General features: G+C 45.6%; 19 protein-coding genes and 1 other annotated feature. All 19 genes read left to right on the top strand.

Annotated elements, in window-relative coordinates; genetic code table 11:
- Nucleotides 1-149: 149 nt before the first annotated feature.
- The 19 genes from rpmG to rplW all read left to right on the top strand — a co-directional run bounded on the left by rpmG (nucleotide 150) and on the right by rplW (nucleotide 19198).
- Entirely contained in the window at nucleotides 150-299 is a 150-nt protein-coding gene (rpmG, locus tag NSQ57_RS22150; protein ID WP_023990562.1) for a 50S ribosomal protein L33, read from the top strand.
- 20 nt (nucleotides 300-319) lie between these two features.
- A complete protein-coding gene (gene secE / locus NSQ57_RS22145; protein ID WP_013312170.1) occupies nucleotides 320-511 on the top strand; it encodes a preprotein translocase subunit SecE in 192 nt (63 codons plus the stop codon).
- 22 nt (nucleotides 512-533) lie between these two features.
- Nucleotides 534-1067 carry a transcription termination/antitermination protein NusG gene (gene nusG, locus NSQ57_RS22140; RefSeq protein WP_007432596.1) on the top strand — a complete coding sequence of 178 codons (534 nt, stop codon included), beginning with the start codon at nucleotides 534-536 and terminating at the stop codon, nucleotides 1065-1067.
- 73 nt (nucleotides 1068-1140) lie between these two features.
- Entirely contained in the window at nucleotides 1141-1566 is a 426-nt protein-coding gene (gene rplK / locus NSQ57_RS22135; RefSeq protein WP_007432595.1) for a 50S ribosomal protein L11, read from the top strand.
- Nucleotides 1567-1653: 87 nt separating this feature from the next.
- The gene (rplA, locus tag NSQ57_RS22130; protein ID WP_209950199.1) at nucleotides 1654-2346 is read left to right on the top strand and encodes a 50S ribosomal protein L1; all 693 of its coding nucleotides are present in this window, start codon (nucleotides 1654-1656) and stop codon (nucleotides 2344-2346) included.
- Between the two features lie 68 nt (nucleotides 2347-2414).
- Nucleotides 2415-2566 (top strand) — a sequence feature (ribosomal protein L10 leader region).
- A 74-nt stretch (nucleotides 2567-2640) separates the two neighbouring features.
- The gene (gene rplJ, locus NSQ57_RS22125) at nucleotides 2641-3144 is read left to right on the top strand and encodes a 50S ribosomal protein L10 (RefSeq protein WP_013312168.1); all 504 of its coding nucleotides are present in this window, start codon (nucleotides 2641-2643) and stop codon (nucleotides 3142-3144) included.
- A gap of 68 nt (nucleotides 3145-3212) precedes the next feature.
- Nucleotides 3213-3578 (top strand): 50S ribosomal protein L7/L12, encoded by a 366-nt coding sequence (gene rplL / locus NSQ57_RS22120; RefSeq protein ID WP_029514495.1) that lies wholly within the window; start codon nucleotides 3213-3215, stop codon nucleotides 3576-3578.
- A 148-nt stretch (nucleotides 3579-3726) separates the two neighbouring features.
- Nucleotides 3727-4329 carry a class I SAM-dependent methyltransferase gene (locus NSQ57_RS22115; RefSeq protein ID WP_341071267.1) on the top strand — a complete coding sequence of 201 codons (603 nt, stop codon included), beginning with the start codon at nucleotides 3727-3729 and terminating at the stop codon, nucleotides 4327-4329.
- A 355-nt stretch (nucleotides 4330-4684) separates the two neighbouring features.
- Nucleotides 4685-8230, top strand: a complete 3546-nt coding sequence (gene rpoB, locus NSQ57_RS22110) for a DNA-directed RNA polymerase subunit beta (RefSeq protein ID WP_029514493.1) — start codon at nucleotides 4685-4687, stop codon at nucleotides 8228-8230.
- A gap of 140 nt (nucleotides 8231-8370) precedes the next feature.
- Complete coding sequence (gene rpoC, locus NSQ57_RS22105) at nucleotides 8371-11985, top strand: DNA-directed RNA polymerase subunit beta' (protein WP_342425304.1); 3615 nt, start codon at nucleotides 8371-8373, stop codon at nucleotides 11983-11985.
- A 218-nt stretch (nucleotides 11986-12203) separates the two neighbouring features.
- On the top strand, nucleotides 12204-12455 hold the full coding sequence (locus NSQ57_RS22100; protein ID WP_007432588.1) for a ribosomal L7Ae/L30e/S12e/Gadd45 family protein: 252 nt from the start codon (nucleotides 12204-12206) through the stop codon (nucleotides 12453-12455).
- A gap of 144 nt (nucleotides 12456-12599) precedes the next feature.
- Nucleotides 12600-13022 (top strand): 30S ribosomal protein S12, encoded by a 423-nt coding sequence (gene rpsL, locus NSQ57_RS22095; protein WP_007432587.1) that lies wholly within the window; start codon nucleotides 12600-12602, stop codon nucleotides 13020-13022.
- Between the two features lie 50 nt (nucleotides 13023-13072).
- Complete coding sequence (rpsG, locus tag NSQ57_RS22090) at nucleotides 13073-13543, top strand: 30S ribosomal protein S7 (RefSeq protein WP_007432586.1); 471 nt, start codon at nucleotides 13073-13075, stop codon at nucleotides 13541-13543.
- A gap of 47 nt (nucleotides 13544-13590) precedes the next feature.
- The gene (fusA, locus tag NSQ57_RS22085; protein WP_029514491.1) at nucleotides 13591-15669 is read left to right on the top strand and encodes an elongation factor G; all 2079 of its coding nucleotides are present in this window, start codon (nucleotides 13591-13593) and stop codon (nucleotides 15667-15669) included.
- 94 nt (nucleotides 15670-15763) lie between these two features.
- A complete protein-coding gene (gene tuf / locus NSQ57_RS22080; RefSeq protein WP_023990558.1) occupies nucleotides 15764-16954 on the top strand; it encodes an elongation factor Tu in 1191 nt (396 codons plus the stop codon).
- Nucleotides 16955-17293: 339 nt separating this feature from the next.
- Nucleotides 17294-17602: a 30S ribosomal protein S10 gene (gene rpsJ, locus NSQ57_RS22075; RefSeq protein WP_005544556.1), complete on the top strand. Its 309-nt coding sequence runs from the start codon at nucleotides 17294-17296 to the stop codon at nucleotides 17600-17602.
- Between the two features lie 32 nt (nucleotides 17603-17634).
- Nucleotides 17635-18258 (top strand): 50S ribosomal protein L3, encoded by a 624-nt coding sequence (gene rplC / locus NSQ57_RS22070; protein ID WP_013312161.1) that lies wholly within the window; start codon nucleotides 17635-17637, stop codon nucleotides 18256-18258.
- Between the two features lie 26 nt (nucleotides 18259-18284).
- Entirely contained in the window at nucleotides 18285-18908 is a 624-nt protein-coding gene (gene rplD, locus NSQ57_RS22065) for a 50S ribosomal protein L4 (RefSeq protein ID WP_013312160.1), read from the top strand.
- Nucleotides 18908-19198: a 50S ribosomal protein L23 gene (gene rplW, locus NSQ57_RS22060; RefSeq protein ID WP_013312159.1), complete on the top strand. Its 291-nt coding sequence runs from the start codon at nucleotides 18908-18910 to the stop codon at nucleotides 19196-19198. Before rplD ends, rplW begins: the two co-directional genes overlap by 1 nt.
- Nucleotides 19199-19211: the final 13 nt, after the last annotated feature.

Below are 19211 nucleotides of genomic sequence, written 5' to 3'. Positions count from 1 at the left end.
CCACAGTCGGGACTGCGAATTGTATGCAAACATTCGTTGACATGGAAAACCCCGTGTGATAAAGTGTTTTAGGTAGGCCTAAATTCGCGGTTTTTTTTAGGATCAATTATGAGACTTCCGGTGTTGGATGTCTTCGGGAGGTGCACATCATGCGGGTAATTATTACTTTGGCTTGTACAACATGCAAACAAAGAAATTACACAACGACGAAAAACAAGCGTAATCACCCCGACCGCATGGAGATGAAGAAATTCTGTAAGTCCTGTAACGAACAGACTTCTCATCGGGAAACCAGATAGTTTTTGGAGGTGTAGTCGGCGTGAAACGCAGTTTCAAGTCTCTGTTTTCCTTTTTCTCTGAAAGCTGGGCTGAACTCAAGAAGGTTCGCTGGCCCAATCGTAAAGAACTGACCAACTATACGCTGATTGTCATAGGGACAATTGCGTTCGTCACGATTTATTTTTGGGTTCTCGACATCGGCATTTCCGCTGTGATCGAAGCGATTATCTAGGAAGGGTTCCAGGTGGCTTGATATGGAAAAAAGATGGTACGTCGTTCATACCTATTCAGGGTATGAGAACAAAGTCAAAGCCAATTTGGAAAAACGCGTTGAGTCCATGGGCATGGAAGACAAGATATTCCGTGTTCTTGTTCCTATGGAAGAAGAACTGGTAACCAAGGACGGTAAGAAAAAAACCGTTATGCGTAAAGTCTACCCTGGTTATGTCTTAGTCGAAATGGTCCAAACCGACGACTCTTGGTATGTTGTACGCAACACACCAGGTGTTACGGGATTTGTAGGGTCAACAGGCTCGGGTTCCAAACCGACGCCATTGCTTCCAGAAGAAGTTGAACAGATTCTGAAGCATATGGGCATGGTAGAGCCGAAACCGAAGATTGAATTCGATGTTAAGGAATCCGTGCGAATTAAAGTTGGTCCTTTTGCGAATTTTGTGGGCTCCGTGGAAGAAATTTTGGTTGAGAAGAGCAAGCTTAAAGTTCACGTCAACATGTTTGGACGGGAAACCCCGCTTGAGTTGGATTATACTCAAGTGGAGAAAATATAGATTTTTCTTACAGGTTTCTTGTGGGAGGATCGATAGGTCCGTCTACCACTATTGAGTCAAGGAGGTGTCATCCATGGCAAAAAAGGTAATTAAAATGGTAAAACTGCAGATTCCTGCAGGGAAAGCTAATCCAGCGCCTCCAGTAGGTCCAGCTTTGGGTCAAGCAGGTGTCAACATCATGGCATTCTGTAAAGAGTTCAATGCTCGTACTGCTGATCAAGCAGGCCTGATTATTCCGGTTGAAATTTCGGTATTTGAGGATCGTTCTTTTACGTTCATCACCAAAACTCCACCGGCTGCTGTTCTGTTGAAAGTTGCTGCTAAAATCGAAAAAGGTTCCGGTGAACCGAATAAAACGAAAGTTGCAACTGTAAATCGCGCTGCTGTTCGTCAAATTGCAGAGCAAAAAATGCCTGACCTTAACGCAGCTTCCGTAGAATCGGCAATGCGTATGGTTGAAGGTACTGCTCGCAGCATGGGTATCACCATCGTAGATTAATTTTATTAATCTACGTGTGCCGGCAGTTTGACTGTCCGGCAAGTGTGGGAGGAATATCCGCTAATACCACATAAGGAGGAAAACATTATGGCTAAACATGGTAAGAAGTACCTGGAAGCTGCTAAGCTGATTGACAGCGAAGCAACTTACGAGCCTTTAGAAGCCGTTGAACTGGTGAAAAAGGCTGCGACTGCTAAATTCGACGAAACCGTTGAAGCTGCAGTTCGTCTGGGCGTAGATTCCCGTAAACAAGACCAGGCTGTTCGTGGTGTTGTTGTCCTGCCGCATGGTACGGGTAAAACACAACGCGTTCTGGTATTTGCAAAAGGTGACAAAATGAAAGAAGCGGAAGCTGCTGGCGCTGATTTTGTTGGCGATCAAGATATGATCAACAAAATCCAACAAGGCTGGTTTGAATTCGACGTCTGCGTTGCGACACCTGATATGATGAGTGAGGTTGGTAAACTGGGTCGTTTGCTCGGTGGTAAAGGTTTGATGCCTAACCCTAAAGCAGGCACAGTTACTTTCGACGTTGCCAAGGCTGTTCAAGAAATTAAAGCCGGTAAAATCGAATACCGTCTCGACAAAGCCGGTCAAATTCATGCACCAATCGGCAAAGCTTCCTTCAGTGCTGAACAGCTGAACGAGAACCTTAAAGCCTTGGTTGAAGCCTTGAACCGTGCGAAGCCAGCGGCTGCTAAAGGTGTATACCTGAAAAACATCGCTATTTCTTCGACTATGGGACCAAGTGCACGTGTGAACGCATCTGTTTACAGATAATATTTTGATTGACATGTTCAATCAAAATTGTTATTCTATAAAAGTTGTGAGTCCTTGTGACTGACCATTAAAGTTGAATATGCTTACCGTAGACAGTAGGTGCCTTAGGGCTTAATTTCCTACCGAGGTGTTATGATAGAACGTTTCATGTGACGGGCTTGTCCCGTCCATGTAGATTTATCAAGCCTTCGTACTCTACGGAGGCTTTTTTCATGCTTATGAAAGCAAGCTTTGTGAGATCACCAGATCGGGTGCTTCGAACAAAGCGGATAAATTGATCAGGAGGTGTACAGTTTGGCAAATGCAAAGGTGATTCAAGCAAAACAAGAAGCTGTTGAAGTTGTAGCTGCAAAATTACGTGAGAGCGTAACGACTGTGGTTGCAGACTATCGCGGTCTGAATGTTGCCCAAGTAACTGAGCTGCGTAAGCAGCTTCGCGAAGCCGGAATCGAATTTCAAGTGCTGAAAAACACACTGCTCCGCCGTGCAACTGCGGCAGCAGAATTGACTGAACTGGACGCAGTATTGACAGGTCCTACTGCAATCGCGTTCGGCAAAGATGATGCAGTGTCTGCAGCTAAAATCTTGAACGATTTCGCTAAGAAGAACAATGCACTGGAACTGAAAGGTGCAGTTGTAGAAGGTCGCGTTATCGGTGTTGAGGAAATCAAAGCACTGGCAGAACTGCCATCCCGCGAAGGTCTCCTTTCCATGCTCCTCAGCGTGCTTCAAGCTCCTGTGCGCAACTTCGCGCTTGCAGTTAAAGCTGTTGCAGAAAAAGAAGAGCAAAGCGCATAAGTTAGGGATTAAACCTGCTGTATAGCAGTTGAGAACAAAAAAATACGAATTTAAATGGAGGTTCAACCATGAGTAAAGAGCAAATCTTGGAAGCAATTAAAGGTATGTCCGTATTGGAACTGAACGATCTCGTGAAAGCAATCGAAGAAGAATTCGGCGTAACTGCAGCAGCTCCAGTAGCTGTAGCAGGTGGCGCAGCAGGTGGCGCAGCTGAAGCTGAGCAATCCGAGTTCGACGTAATCTTGACAAGCGCTGGCGGTTCCAAAATCAACGTTATCAAAGCAGTTCGCGAAATCACAGGTCTTGGCCTGAAAGAAGCAAAAGAACTGGTTGACAACGCTCCAAAACCACTGAAAGAAAAAATCGCTAAAGAAGAAGCTGAATCCATTAAAGCAAAATTGGAAGAAGCAGGCGCTTCTGTAGAAGTGAAATAATTGACTGCTTTCTAGCAGACAATGAACTAAAACAAACCCCTTGAGGTGATCTTCAAGGGGTTTGTTGCTGTAAAACGGTAGTGCCAGCATGTCTGAAAGGTAATTGTAAAGGCTATGATGGTAGTACAACCGAAAGAGGTGGGCATGAATGGCTGATCATTACTACTCCAAGCGGCCAGAGACGGCGCATGAAAGACGGAGCCTGGAAACAGTGCTGCGGGGGCGGTCATACCGTTTTGTCAGCGATTCAGGCGTTTTTTCGAAGCAGGGCATTGATTATGGGAGTCGCGTGCTGATTGAAGCGATGCAGCTTCCTGCACAAGCCTCGGTATTAGATGTAGGATGCGGTTACGGGCCGATTGGTTTGGCGGCAGCCGCGCTTGTCCCAGAAGGACACGTCACAATGGTTGATATTAATGAGCGAGCCGTTCAACTAGCGATAGAGAATGCGGAACGTAATGGGGTTAAGAATGTCACCATTAAGCAAAGCAATTTGTTTGCGGAAGTGAAGAATGAACGTTTTGACGTGATTTTGACGAATCCTCCTATACGTGCAGGAAAAGAAACAGTGCATACCATTTTTGAACTTGCTTATGAGCATTTAAATGAGGGTGGAGCTTTGTGGGTAGTCATTCAGAAAAAGCAGGGGGCCCCTTCGGCGAGTGCTAAGATAGAGAGTCTTTTCGGTCATGTGGAGGAAGTTACAAAGGATAAAGGCTATCGAATTTTGAAGGCCAAAAAAAGTTTTTAAGAAAATGCAATAGGACCATTGACTTGAATCCTGGTCTGTGATATCATTATAAAATGTCAGTATTAGGATGCCCTCCATGGCTTTAGTTTGTTGAAATGTCAATAGATTTATGCGTAGTAGGTATAGTATTTATCACTATTACGTATAATACAACCATTTTGGGCAAATCTACAAGTGATGAAGATCTTCCGGTAAGAAGATTCTGCAGATACGTTGCTCTTTTTTCGAATGCATTCGAGTAAGGGCTTTTCTGTATTTGTAAGATTGAATCTTCTGTATGTGTCTTATTATAAGGTCACAAACAGAGGTTCGCAATGTATTTTTAAAGTGAGTAGACATGAGGGGTGAGTTTAAGTTGGCAGGACATCTTGTTCAATATGGTCGACGCACTCGGCGCAGTTATGCACGTATTAATGAGGTACTCGAGGTTCCGAACCTGATTGAGATCCAACAAAAATCCTATGATTGGTTTTTGGAGGAAGGATTACGGGAAATGTTTCGGGATATTTCACCAATTCAAGATTTCACTGGAAATCTGATTTTGGAGTTTATCGACTATTCTCTCGGAGAACCCAAATATACCGTTGACGACGCAAAGGAACGCGACGTTACGTATGCAGCACCGCTTCGGGTAAAAGTCCGGCTTATTAATAAAGAGACCGGGGAAGTGAAAGAGCAGGAAGTATTCATGGGAGACTTCCCGCTGATGACTGAAACGGGTACGTTTATTATTAACGGTGCGGAACGGGTTATTGTCAGCCAGTTGGTTCGCTCTCCCAGCGTCTATTTCAGCACAAAAGTCGACAAGAATGCGAAAACAACATACACCGCAACGGTAATTCCTAACCGGGGGGCTTGGCTCGAACTGGAGATGGATGCGAAGGATATTATCTATGTCCGGATTGACCGTACCCGTAAAATTCCGGTTACGGTGTTGCTGCGTGCACTTGGCTTTGGCACTGATGCTGAGATTCTGGATTTGCTCGGCAATGACGAATATATCCGCAACACACTTGATAAAGACAATACGGATTCCACGGAGAAAGCGCTGATTGAAATTTATGAGCGTCTTCGCCCGGGTGAGCCACCTACACTGGATAACGCAAAGAGCTTGCTTGTTGCACGCTTCTTTGATCCAAAACGTTATGATCTGGCCAACGTAGGCCGTTACAAAATCAATAAAAAGCTTCACATCAAAAACCGTCTGTTCAATCAACGTCTTGCTGAGACATTGATTGATACAACAACTGGTGAAATTATCGCTGAAGCAGGACAAATGGTGGATCGTCGCCTGTTGGACGAGATTCTGGCCCAACTGGAGGAATCAGTAGGACACCGCACGTATCATGTTGCTAGCGGCGTGCTGGAAAGCAATGATATTCCACTTCAAACGATTGATGTGTTCTCGCCAATCGAGGACGGTAAAGTAGTAAAACTGATTGCTAACGGAAATATTGATAAATCGGTTAAGAATATTACGCCTGCCGATATTATTTCCTCCATCAGTTATTTTATTAACTTGCTTCACGGTATCGGAAGTACGGACGATATTGACCATTTGGGTAACCGTCGTTTACGTTCTGTAGGTGAGTTGCTCCAAAACCAGTTCCGTATCGGTTTATCCCGTATGGAACGCGTGGTGCGTGAAAGAATGTCGATTCAGGATGCTAATGTAATTACGCCACAAGCGTTGATTAACATACGTCCAGTAATTGCTTCGATTAAAGAGTTCTTTGGTAGCTCGCAGCTGTCACAGTTTATGGATCAGACAAACCCGCTTGCTGAATTAACGCACAAACGTCGTCTGTCCGCACTCGGACCCGGCGGTTTGACGCGTGAACGCGCAGGCATGGAAGTGCGTGACGTCCATCCAAGTCACTACGGCCGTATGTGTCCTATCGAGACACCAGAGGGACCAAACATTGGTTTGATCAACTCTTTGTCCACATTTGCACGTATCAACGAGTACGGATTTATCGAAGCTCCTTATCGTTGGGTAGATCCGAAAACCGGAAAAGTTACAGACCAGATTGATTACCTGACTGCTGATGAAGAAGATAACTACATCGTAGCTCAGGCGAACGCGGAATTGACGGAGGAAAACACCTTTAAGGATGAGGTCGTCATTGTCCGTTATAACAAACAGTCTGATAACATTATTCCAATGGCTAGTAGCCGTGTTGATTACATGGACGTATCACCTAAACAGGTCGTATCAGTTGCGACAGCACTGATTCCGTTTCTGGAGAATGATGACTCTAACCGCGCATTGATGGGTTCCAATATGCAACGTCAGGCTGTCCCACTATTGATTCCGAAGTCTCCATTGGTCGGAACAGGAATGGAGCACAAGTCTGCAAAAGATTCTGGTGTTTGCATTGTATCCAAATACAACGGAGTTATCGAACGCTCTTCGGCTAACGAAATTTGGTTGCGTCGTATCGAAACTGTAGATGGTGCTGAAGTGAAGGGCGACATTGTTAAGTATAAATTACACAAATTTATGCGATCTAACCAAGGAACTTGCATTAACCAACGTCCGATTGTGAACAGAGGAGATATTGTCAAAGTTGGCGATATTCTTGCAGATGGTCCATCTACGGAGATGGGTGAGTTGGCGTTGGGACGTAACGTTGTCGTTGCCTTCATGACTTGGGAAGGTTACAACTACGAGGATGCGATCCTGCTGAGTGAGAAACTGGTCAAGGAGGATGTATACACCTCGATCCATATTGAGGAATACGAATCCGAGGCTCGTGACACGAAACTTGGACCTGAAGAAATCACTCGTGACATTCCAAATGTCGGTGAAGAGGCGCTTCGCAACTTGGATGAGCGTGGAATCATTCGTATTGGTGCCGAAATCGGTGCAGGTGACATTCTTGTTGGTAAAGTTACACCTAAAGGTGTGACTGAATTGACAGCTGAGGAACGTCTCTTACACGCAATCTTTGGTGAGAAGGCACGCGAGGTTCGCGATACTTCTTTGAGAGTTCCTCACGGAACAGATGGGATTGTTGTAGATGTAAAGGTGTTTACACGTGAAAATGGTGATGAACTGCCACCAGGTGTAAATCAGTTGGTTCGTGTATATATTGCTCAAAAACGTAAAATCTCCGAAGGCGATAAAATGGCTGGACGTCACGGTAACAAGGGTGTCGTTGCCCGTATTTTGCCTGAAGAAGATATGCCGTTCCTGCCGGATGGCACACCAGTACAGGTCGTTCTGAACCCGCTGGGGGTACCTTCACGGATGAACATCGGACAGGTGCTTGAAGTCCATCTGGGTATGGCTGCAATGCGTCTTGGTATTCATGTGGCAACTCCAGTATTCGATGGTGCCAAGGAGTATGACGTGTTCGATACAATGGAAGAGGCAGGCATGCAGCGTAATGGTAAGACTGTGTTGTATGACGGACGTACGGGTGATCGTTTTGAACGTGAAGTTACTGTCGGTGTCATGCACATGATCAAACTGGCGCACATGGTCGATGATAAAATCCATGCTCGTTCTACAGGTCCTTACTCTCTCGTTACGCAGCAACCATTGGGTGGTAAAGCTCAATTCGGTGGACAGCGCTTCGGGGAGATGGAAGTATGGGCATTGGAAGCCTACGGCGCGGCGTACACGCTTCAGGAAATTTTGACTGTGAAATCCGATGATGTGGTTGGACGTGTTAAAACTTACGAATCCATTGTCAAAGGTGAAAATGTACCTGAACCGGGTGTTCCAGAATCATTTAAGGTCTTGATCAAAGAGCTGCAAAGCTTGGGTATGGACGTGAAGATTCTGTCTGAAGACGAACAAGAGATTGAAATGAGAGAGCTTGATGATGAGGATGACACAAGCGGCGATAAGCTGAGTTTGAATCTGGAAGGCTCTGAGGTTGGCGTAGAGTAGTTTGACTGCTAACTGACTCATATCAGCTTTGTTATATACCTTGATCCATTCTAGGATGGGTCAGGTTTCTTGATACCGCCCGGTGCTGCTGGGCGGTATCAAACCTAAAAACTCAGGATTTGGTTAAGGAGGGTTGCTCCTTGTTGGACGTTAACAATTTCGAATATATGAAAATCGGGCTTGCTTCCCCCGAAAAGATTCGTTCTTGGTCCCGCGGAGAAGTCAAAAAACCGGAGACGATTAACTATCGTACGCTTAAACCGGAAAAAGAAGGACTATTTTGCGAGAAAATTTTCGGACCTACGAAAGACTGGGAATGTCATTGCGGTAAGTACAAACGTGTACGCTATAAAGGTGTTGTCTGTGACCGTTGTGGAGTAGAAGTTACTCGCGCTAAGGTTCGCCGTGAGCGTATGGGCCATATTGAGTTGGCTGCTCCTGTATCGCACATTTGGTACTTCAAAGGCATTCCAAGTCGTATGGGTCTTGCTCTTGATATGTCTCCAAGATCTCTGGAAGAGATCATTTACTTCGCATCTTATGTTGTAACCGATCCAGGAGATACGCCTTTGGAGAAAAAACAACTCCTGTCCGAAAAAGAATACCGTAGCTACCGTGAGAAATACGGCTATGGCTTCCAGGCAGGTATGGGTGCTGAAGCGGTTAAAAAGCTTCTTCAAGATTTGGATATAGACAAAGAGCTAGAATTTTTGAAAGAAGAGCTGCGTACAGCTCAAGGACAACGTCGTAACCGTGCGATCAAACGCCTTGAAGTTATTGAGGCCTTCCGTAACTCAGGCAACCAACCGGATTGGATGATCATGGACGTACTTCCTGTTATTCCTCCTGAGCTTCGTCCAATGGTACAGTTGGATGGTGGTCGTTTCGCTACATCTGACCTTAACGACTTGTATCGTCGTGTTATTAACCGTAATAACCGTCTGAAACGTCTGTTAGATCTGGGTGCGCCAGATATTATCGTACAAAATGAAAAACGGATGTTGCAGGAAGCTGTTGACGCCTTGATTGATAATGGTCGTCGTGGTCGTCCTGTTACAGGTCCAGGTAACCGTCCTTTGAAATCCCTCAGCCACATGCTGAAAGGTAAACAAGGACGTTTCCGTCAAAACTTGCTCGGAAAACGTGTTGACTACTCTGGTCGTTCCGTTATCGTTGTAGGTCCGTACTTGAAAATGTATCAATGCGGTTTGCCAAAAGAAATGGCGCTGGAACTGTTCAAACCTTTTGTTATGAAAGAACTGGTGAACAAAGGTTTGGCGCACAATATCAAGAGCGCGAAGCGTAAAGTAGAGCGTGTGAGTGCAGAAGTATGGGATGTGCTGGAAGAAGTAATCAAGGAGCATCCGGTTCTTCTGAACCGTGCCCCTACGTTGCATAGACTCGGTATCCAGGCGTTCGAACCGATTTTGGTTGAAGGTCGTGCGATTCGTCTGCATCCGCTCGTATGTACTGCATATAATGCCGACTTTGACGGTGACCAAATGGCTGTTCACGTTCCGTTGTCTGCGGAAGCCCAAGCTGAAGCTCGTTTGCTTATGCTGGCATCCGGCAACATTTTGAATCCGAAAGACGGCAAGCCAGTTGTTACACCTTCCCAGGATATGGTTCTTGGTTCTTTCTATCTGACTATGGATAACAAAGAAGAAGAAGGAAGTAATATGATCCTTCGCAACATGAATGAAGCTATATCGGCTTACCAACGTGGTACAGCTGGACTTCATGCTCGTGTAGCTATTCCGGTTAAAGCTTTGAATAAAACGAGCTTTACGGAAAAACAACAGGAAGCGATGTTGATCACAACGGTTGGTAAAATTATCTTTAATGAAATTTTCCCGGCAAGCTTCCCGTACATCAATGATGCTACCCGTGCGAACCTGCTTTATGGTACTGCGGAGGAGTTCTTTGTTTACGAGAAGGGTGTAAATCTTACAGAAGCCATTCAAAACGCTCCGCAAGCTAGCGGGGTAGGCAAGGATTACCTTGGTAATATCATTGCCCGTTGTTTTGAGACTTACCATACAACAGAAACAGCTGTAATTCTGGATAAAATCAAGCAGCTTGGCTTTACGTATTCCACTCGTGCAGGGGTAACGGTTGCTGTATCGGACGTAATCGTGCCGGTGGAAAAACAAGAGATTCTTAAGGGATCCGAAGACAAAGCGCAAGTTGTAACGAATCAGTACCGTCGTGGTCTGATTACGAATGAAGAACGCTATGACCGGATTATCGATATTTGGTCTAAAGCGAAAGATGATATTACTGAAGTATTGATGAAGTCCATGGATCGCTACAACTCCATCATGATGATGGTGGACTCCAAAGCGCGGGGTAACAAATCACAGATTACTCAGCTCGGCGGTATGCGTGGTCTGATGGCGAATCCATCCGGACGTATTATCGAACTCCCAATCAAATCAAACTTCCGTGAAGGTCTGACAGTACTCGAGTACTTCATCTCCACTCACGGAGCGCGTAAAGGTTTGGCGGATACTGCCCTTCGTACGGCTGACTCGGGTTACCTGACTCGTCGTCTCGTAGATGTGGCACAGGATGTTATCGTGCGTGAAGAAGACTGCGGAACGGATAAAGGCTTCACAGTAAGTCGTATCCAGGATGGTAAAGAAGTAATTGAAGATCTCTATGACCGTCTGGAAGGTCGCTATTGCTTTGAAACGGTACGTCATCCTGAGACTGGCGAGATTTTGGCTAGACGTAACGAATTGATTGACTCCGACAAAGCTGAAGCGATTGTTAAAGCTGGCGTACACAAAGTTCAAATACGTTCTGTATTAAGTTGCCGTGCTAAACATGGCGTCTGCAAGAAATGTTACGGTCGCAATCTGGCGACTGGTAAACACGTTGAGATTGGTGAAGCAGTTGGTATCATCGCTGCACAATCCATCGGTGAGCCGGGAACACAGCTTACTATGCGTACGTTCCACACAGGCGGCGTAGCGGGTGACGATATTACACAAGGTTTGCCTCGTATCCAGGAGCTTTTTGAAGCGCGTAATCCTAAAGGTCAGGCAACGATTAGTGAAATTGACGGTACAGTTAAAGAAGTTCGTGAAGGTAAAGACCGCCGTGAGATCGACATTCAGGGTGAAGCTGAAACGAAAACATACTCAGTAACGTATGGTTCCCGCCTGCGCGTAAGCGAAGGTATGACTGTTGAAGCTGGGGACGAACTGACGGATGGTTCAATTGATCCTAAAGAAATGCTGCGTATTAAAGGTATTCGCGGGGTACAGAACTATATCCTTCAGGAAGTTCAACGCGTATACCGGAACCAGGGCGTAGAAATCAACGACAAGCACGTAGAAGTTATGATTCGTCAAATGTTGCGTAAAATCCGTATCATTGATGCGGGCGACACAATCTTACTTCCAGGCTCCTTTGTTGATGTCCATGAGTATGAAAATGCGAACAAGATAGCGATTCTCAGCGGCCAAGAACCAGCGGTAGCTAAGCCAGTACTGCTCGGTATTACCAAGGCATCTCTGGAAACTGACTCCTTCTTGTCAGCAGCATCCTTCCAGGAAACTACTCGTGTCCTGACTGATGCAGCTATTAAAGGCAAGGTTGATCAGCTGCTTGGACTGAAAGAGAACGTAATTATTGGTAAATTGATTCCTGCGGGAACAGGTATGAACCGTTACCGTAGCGTGAAATTTGCCCAGCCGGAAGAGGGGCAGCCTCCATCTGAGGAGCTCGAACCAATTTCGGCAGAGTAATACAAAAATAGTATGATTACCGGAACACCGCTGACATAAGCTTTGCATAAAAGCTGCAGTAGACGGTGCTCCGGTGCTTTTTTCAAAAATGAATCGTGTTATTCTGTTTAAATGAATTATGGTTTATATTTGTCTTGACATTAATTATAGTCAATGCTAATATAGCAAAGGTGCGTGAGCAGCCTATATGCTATTGGGTCTTTTCGGAGGAATGAGATATGTCTAAAGAACAGGGACTGCAAGATGCTCATGTCAAAATCGGTACCAAACAAACCATTCGTATGGTAGAATTGGGCTTTGCCTCAGAAGTATATGTGGCAGAAGACGCAGATCAGCGTCTCACTTCCAACATCATTGCTTTGTGCAACAAGCAAGGAGTCAAAGTGACTCTCGTAGACACAATGAAAAATCTCGGAGCTGCATGTGGGATTGAAGTGGGAGCCGCAATGGCTGCTATCGTAAAACAATAGGGTAAGGAACGTTTTTGTCTAAGGAATCGTTATTCTTGGCGGCAAAGACTTTTCATTTGTTCTTTTATGAACCGCCTGGGTCTGTGGGCTTAGATAAGGTTTGTAAAGTAACAGCAAAAATTGAGGAAGGGGGTGGCAACCAACATGCCAACTATTAACCAACTGGTTCGTAAAGGACGTCAAGCCAAAATCGAGAAATCGAAATCACCGGCTTTGCAAAAAGGTTTTAATGCCTTGAAACGTGAAGCTACCGACATCAGTGCCCCGCAAAAACGCGGAGTGTGCACTCGTGTAGGTACTATGACTCCGAAAAAACCAAACTCCGCACTTCGTAAATATGCTCGTGTTCGCTTGACGAACCGTGTAGAGGTGACTGCTTACATTCCAGGTATTGGACATAACCTTCAAGAACACAGCGTAGTGCTGATTCGCGGCGGTCGTGTAAAAGACCTTCCGGGTGTGCGTTACCATATCGTTCGCGGTGCTTTGGATACTGCAGGCGTAAACAACCGCATGCAAGCTCGTTCCAAATACGGCGCAAAACGCCCTAAAGCTAAAAAATCCTAATGAATATAAACCGCGTATGTCGGTTTAACATGTAAGAAAGGGGGATATCCATGCCACGCAAAGGTCCAGTTACCAAAAGAGACGTGTTGCCAGATCCGGTATACAACAGCAAGTTGGTTACCCGCTTGATCAATCGCATCATGCTCGACGGAAAACGAGGCGTTGCTCAAAGCATTCTGTACAATGCGTTCAAGCTTATCCAAGAACGTACGGGGAATGACCCGATGGAAGTTTTTGAAGCAGCTATCAAGAATATCATGCCAGTCCTGGAAGTTAAAGCACGCCGTGTCGGCGGTGCCAACTACCAAGTACCAATCGAGGTAAAACCAGAAAGACGTACGTCCCTGGGATTACGTTGGCTCGTAAACTACTCCCGCAACCGCGGTGAGAAAACCATGGAAGAGCGTTTGGCGGCTGAAATTATCGATGCTTCCAACAACACAGGCGCTTCCGTGAAAAAACGTGAAGACACGCACAAAATGGCTGAAGCGAACAAAGCGTTTGCTCACTATCGTTGGTAGGATTCAGCTCAAAAAAATAACTTCAATTTTGAAGGGAGACCCATTTCATGGCAAGAGAGTTCTCCTTGAAAAATACACGTAATATCGGGATCATGGCTCATATTGACGCGGGTAAAACCACAACAACAGAGCGGATCTTGTTCTACACAGGCCGTACGCACAAAATCGGTGAAGTTCACGAAGGCGCTGCGACAATGGACTGGATGGAACAAGAACAAGAGCGCGGAATCACGATTACTTCCGCTGCGACGACCGCTGCCTGGAAAGGTCATCGCGTCAATATCATCGACACCCCGGGGCACGTTGACTTCACTGTTGAAGTTGAACGTTCCCTTCGTGTATTGGACGGAGCAGTTGGTGTTTTCAGTGCGAAAGAAGGCGTTGAGCCTCAGTCCGAAACCGTATGGAGACAGGCTGATCGCTACGGCGTTCCACGGATCGCATATGTAAACAAAATGGATATCATTGGTGCCGACTTCCTGAATGTTGTCTCTGACATGCGTGATCGCCTTCAAGCGAACGCAGTTGCGATTCAATTGCCAATCGGCGCAGAAAATGATTTTACTGGTATTATCGATATCGTTGAACAAAAAGCTCATATGTACAAAGATGATCTTGGTCAAGATATCGAAGAAGTAGAAGTTCCTGCGGAATTCAAAGATCAAGTTGAAGAACTTCGTAATGAATTGATCGAGAAGGTTGCTGAACTGGACGAAGAATTGACAATGAAATACCTGGAAGGCGAAGAAATTTCGGTTGCCGAAATTAAAGCCGCTCTCCGTAAAGGTGTTGTAGAAGTTAAAATCTTCCCAGTTATCTGTGGATCTTCTTACCGCAATAAAGGTGTTCAGCTGATGTTGGATGCTGTTCTCGACTATTTGCCGGCTCCTATTGATGTGCCAAGTATTCAAGGGCATTTGGAAGACGGTACGGAAGTTGAACGTCACTCTTCCGATGAAGAGCCATTCTCCGCATTGGCATTCAAAATCATGACGGATCCTTACGTTGGTAAGTTGACATTCTTCCGCGTATACTCCGGTGTTCTTCAATCCGGTTCTTACGTATTGAATGCAACAAAAGGTAAACGCGAACGTATCGGACGTATTCTTCAAATGCATGCGAACAGTCGTCAAGAAATCACTGTAGTTTACTCTGGTGATATTGCGGCTGCCGTAGGTTTGAAAGATACAGGTACAGGTGATACACTGTGTGATGAGAAGAGTCCTGTTATTCTCGAGTCCATGAACTTCCCTGATCCGGTTATCGAAATCGCGGTTGAGCCTAAAACCAAAGCTGACCAAGATAAAATGTCTGTAGCTCTCGGTAAGTTGACTGAAGAGGATCCGACTCTTCGCGCTCATACTAACGAAGAAACAGGTCAAACCATCTTGGCGGGTATGGGTGAGCTTCACTTGGACATCATCATTGACCGTATGCGTCGTGAGTTCAAGGTAGAAACAAATGTGGGTAAACCACAGGTTGCTTACCGTGAAACGTTCCGTGCTCCAGCACGTGTCGAAGGTAAATTCGTTCGTCAGTCCGGTGGTCGTGGTCAATATGGTCACGTATGGGTTGAGTTCGAACCGCTTGAGCCAGGTACTGGTAGTCAATTCGAAAGTAAGGTAGTCGGCGGCTCTGTTCCTAGAGAGTACATCGCTCCTGCTCTTGCTGGTATTGAGGAACAAATGAAAAACGGCGTTATCGCAGGCTTCCCGCTTGTGGACGTTAAAGCTACAATCGTGGACGGATCATACCATGATGTCGATTCCAATGAAATGGCATTTAAAATTGCCGGATCAATGGCGCTGAAAGCAGCGAAAGACAAATGTAAACCAGTATTGCTCGAGCCGATTATGAAAGTTGAAGTAACGGTTCCTGAGGAATATATGGGTGACGTAATGGGTATGTTGAACTCCCGTCGTGGTCGGATTGAAGGTATGGATTCCCGCAGTGGAGCTCAAATCATTCGTGCGAAGGTGCCTTTGTCCGAAATGTTCGGATACTCGACTACACTTCGCTCCGGTACACAAGGACGCGGTGTGTTCTCCATGGAACTTTCTCATTATGAAGAAGTTCCGAAGAGCATTGCTGAAGAAATCGTTGCCAAAACCAAAGGCGGCGAGTAATACAATGTATCAGCTGACCGGTATGCTCTGGGTTTTACCAAAAGGGCATCCGGCAGCCTAAAATAATACAAGTTATTGAGGAGGAATTGTTCAAATGGCAAAGGCTAAGTTTGAGCGTAACAAACCGCACGTTAATATCGGTACTATTGGTCACGTCGATCATGGTAAAACTACTTTGACTGCTGCAATCACAACTGTATTGTCCAAAACTTACGGTGGTGCTGCTGTAGCATTCGATCAAATCGATAAAGCTCCAGAAGAGCGCGAACGCGGTATCACAATCTCCACTGCACACGTGGAGTATGAAACACCTAACCGTCACTATGCACACGTTGACTGCCCAGGTCACGCCGACTATGTTAAAAACATGATCACTGGCGCTGCACAAATGGACGGAGCGATTCTAGTTGTATCCGCAGCTGACGGCCCAATGCCGCAAACTCGCGAGCACATCCTGTTGTCCCGCCAAGTTGGTGTTCCTTATATCGTTGTATTCTTGAACAAATGCGACATGGTTGAAGACGAAGAGTTGCTGGAATTGGTTGAAATGGAAGTTCGCGACTTGCTGAGCGAGTATGACTTCCCAGGCGACGACACTCCAATCACTCGTGGTTCCGCTCGTGAAGCACTGCAAAACCCAGATGGCGACTGGGCTAAGAAAATCGTTGAAATGTTCGAAACAATCGACACTTACATCCCAACTCCAGAACGCGACACTGACAAGCCTTTCCTTATGCCTGTCGAGGACGTATTCTCCATCACTGGTCGTGGTACAGTTGCTACAGGCCGTGTAGAGCGTGGTACAGTTAAAGTGGGCGACGAAATCGAAATCATCGGTATTCAAGAAGAATCCCGTAAATCCGTAGTAACAGGCGTAGAAATGTTCCGTAAATTGCTTGATTCCGCTCAAGCTGGTGACAACATCGGCGCACTGCTTCGCGGTGTAGATCGTGCACAAATCGAGCGCGGCCAAGTATTGGCTAAACCAGGTTCTGTTAACCCACATACAGAATTTTCAGCTCAAATCTACGTTTTGACTAAAGAAGAAGGCGGACGTCACAAACCTTTCTTCACTGGTTACCGTCCACAGTTCTACTTCCGTACAACTGACGTAACTGGAATCATTACTTTGCCAGAAGGTTCCGAAATGGTAATGCCTGGTGATAACATCACGGTTACTGTTCAACTGATCAACCCGATCGCTATCGAAGAAGGAACTAAGTTCTCTATTCGTGAAGGCGGACGTACAGTTGGCGCTGGTGCCGTAGCAACAATCTCCAAATAAGAAGGCTTTTGCCTTTAAATAGAGCAACAGTGTACTGGAACGAGTAACGTTGTATTGGAACGAAGCTTAACGAGCCCCTGCCCTGGTGCGGGGGCTTTTCTCTTGAAAAAATCGCGAGCTGCGAGCACAATTGTATCTTTTGAAAATAAGATGCATTGTTTTTTTCGTTTTTGCTTGCAATAGGCAGAACTATTCGATATAATAACTAATGTTGTTTGTGACTGTGCGATGATGTGAGAGGTTACTGACACACCCGGCCCCTTTGCCATGGGAGGGCTGTCGGAAAATTTTCACGGAGTATGTCCGATACCAAATTGGGCGATAGAAGGAGGGACTAAAATGGCAAAGCAAAAAATTCGTATCCGTTTGAAAGCTTACGATCATAGAATTCTTGATCAATCCGCTGAGAAAATTGTTGAAACAGCAAAACGTTCGGGCGCAGGTGTATCCGGGCCAATTCCGCTGCCAACTGAAAAACAAATCATTACTATTCTCCGTGCGGTACACAAGTACAAGGATTCCCGGGAGCAGTTCGAAATGCGCACACACAAGCGTTTGATCGACATTGTTAACCCGACTCCACAAACTGTGGATGCCTTGATGCGCTTGGACCTGCCGTCCGGTGTAGATATCGAAATTAAATTGTAATATGTAATTAGGAAAAGAAATGAGGTGTCAACATGAAAGGTATCTTAGGAAAAAAACTCGGAATGACTCAAGTGTTTACCCCTGAAGGTAACGTACTTGCTGTTACGGTTATCGAAGCAGGTCCTTGTGTTGTTCTGCAAAAGAAAGATCTGGAAAACGATGGATACGAAGCTATCCAACTCGGTTTCTCTGATAAAAAAGAAAAAAGATCCAACAAACCTGAAGCAGGACATGCGAAAAAAGCAAATACTGCACCTAAGCGCTACGTTCGTGAACTTCGTGGCATCGACCTTGCTGCGTACGAGGTTGGCCAAGAACTGAAGGCTGATGTCTTCACAGAAGGCGAGTTCGTTGACGTAACAGGTATTTCTAAAGGTAAAGGTTTTGCCGGCGTTATCAAACGTTGGGGACAAAGCCGCGGACCAATGGCACACGGCTCGCGTTACCACAGAGGTCCAGGTTCTATGGGTTCCATTCAAGCTAACCGCGTTCCTAAAGGTAAACACCTGCCAGGACACATGGGGCATGAAACGGTAACTATCCAACGTCTTGAAGTTGTTAAGATCGATACAGAACGTAATGTGTTGCTCGTGAAAGGTTCCATTCCAGGACCTAAAAATAGCTTCGTTAAAGTATTAGAAACGGTGAAAAAATAAACAACTGAAGAAAGGAGGAACACGAAATGCCAAAAGTAGCACTATTTAATATTAGCGGCAGCCAAGTTGGTGAAATTGAATTGAACGACGCAGTGTTCGGTATCGAGCCGAATAAGCACGTTCTTCATGACGCTGTTGTTATGCAATTGGCTTCCCTGCGTCAAGGTACTCACAAAGTAAAAGGACGTTCTGAAGTACGTGGTGGCGGACGTAAACCTTGGAAACAAAAAGGTACTGGCCGCGCTCGTCAAGGTTCGATCCGTGCACCGCAATGGGTTGGTGGCGGTACTGTATTTGGTCCGACTCCACGCAGCTATGCATACAAATTGCCTAAGAAGGTTCGTCGTCTGGCGATCAAATCGGCGTTGTCATCCAAAGTGATTGAGAATGAAATTATCGTATTGGACGCTCTTACACTGAACGGACCTAAAACGAAAGAATTCGCAGCCATTTTGAATAACCTTAAAGCTGATCGTAAAGCATTGATCGTAGCTCCTAGCTATGATGATAATGTAGCACTGTCCGCTCGTAATATTCCTGGTGTGAAGTTTGTAGCCGCAGATGGCATTAATGTTCTTGATGTGCTCGGACACGACAAACTGATCATTACGAAGGAAGCAGTTCAGAAGGTAGAGGAGGTGCTCGCGTAATGAAGGATCCTCGTGATATTATCAAACGTCCGGTTATCACCGAACGTACGGCTGGTATGATGAATGACTTGAAATACGTTTTCGAGGTTGACATTCGTTCTAACAAAGTCGAAGTTAAAAAAGCAATCGAAGCCATTTTTAACGTGAAAGTAAGTAACGTAAATACGCTTCGTGTTCCTGCAAAACCAAAACGCTACGGACGTCATTCCGGCTATACGAGCGAGTGGAAGAAAGCGTTCGTAACGCTGAGCAAAGACAGTAAGCCGCTTGAGTTTTTTGAAACGGTATAATTGAAACTGTAAA

The organism is Paenibacillus sp. FSL L8-0502, assembly GCF_038593055.1.
GTDB lineage: Bacteria > Bacillota > Bacilli > Paenibacillales > Paenibacillaceae > Paenibacillus > Paenibacillus polymyxa_D.
Note: the sequence above shows the minus strand (reverse complement) of the source record. Positions and strands in the feature narration are given on the sequence as shown.

Excerpts from the sequence above, each read along its gene's own strand:
- rpmG (WP_023990562.1), top strand. The coding sequence starts at position 150 with ATGCGGGTAATTATTACTTTGGCTTGTACAACATGCAAACAAAGAAAT.
- nusG (WP_007432596.1), top strand. The coding sequence starts at position 534 with ATGGAAAAAAGATGGTACGTCGTTCATACCTATTCAGGGTATGAGAAC.
- rplK (WP_007432595.1), top strand. The coding sequence starts at position 1,141 with ATGGCAAAAAAGGTAATTAAAATGGTAAAACTGCAGATTCCTGCAGGG.
- rplA (WP_209950199.1), top strand. The coding sequence starts at position 1,654 with ATGGCTAAACATGGTAAGAAGTACCTGGAAGCTGCTAAGCTGATTGAC.
- rplL (WP_029514495.1), top strand. The coding sequence starts at position 3,213 with ATGAGTAAAGAGCAAATCTTGGAAGCAATTAAAGGTATGTCCGTATTG.
- NSQ57_RS22115 (WP_341071267.1), top strand. The coding sequence starts at position 3,727 with ATGGCTGATCATTACTACTCCAAGCGGCCAGAGACGGCGCATGAAAGA.
- NSQ57_RS22100 (WP_007432588.1), top strand. The coding sequence starts at position 12,204 with ATGTCTAAAGAACAGGGACTGCAAGATGCTCATGTCAAAATCGGTACC.
- rpsL (WP_007432587.1), top strand. The coding sequence starts at position 12,600 with ATGCCAACTATTAACCAACTGGTTCGTAAAGGACGTCAAGCCAAAATC.
- rpsG (WP_007432586.1), top strand. The coding sequence starts at position 13,073 with ATGCCACGCAAAGGTCCAGTTACCAAAAGAGACGTGTTGCCAGATCCG.
- fusA (WP_029514491.1), top strand. The coding sequence starts at position 13,591 with ATGGCAAGAGAGTTCTCCTTGAAAAATACACGTAATATCGGGATCATG.
- tuf (WP_023990558.1), top strand. The coding sequence starts at position 15,764 with ATGGCAAAGGCTAAGTTTGAGCGTAACAAACCGCACGTTAATATCGGT.
- rpsJ (WP_005544556.1), top strand. The coding sequence starts at position 17,294 with ATGGCAAAGCAAAAAATTCGTATCCGTTTGAAAGCTTACGATCATAGA.
- rplC (WP_013312161.1), top strand. The coding sequence starts at position 17,635 with ATGAAAGGTATCTTAGGAAAAAAACTCGGAATGACTCAAGTGTTTACC.
- rplD (WP_013312160.1), top strand. The coding sequence starts at position 18,285 with ATGCCAAAAGTAGCACTATTTAATATTAGCGGCAGCCAAGTTGGTGAA.
- rplW (WP_013312159.1), top strand. The coding sequence starts at position 18,908 with ATGAAGGATCCTCGTGATATTATCAAACGTCCGGTTATCACCGAACGT.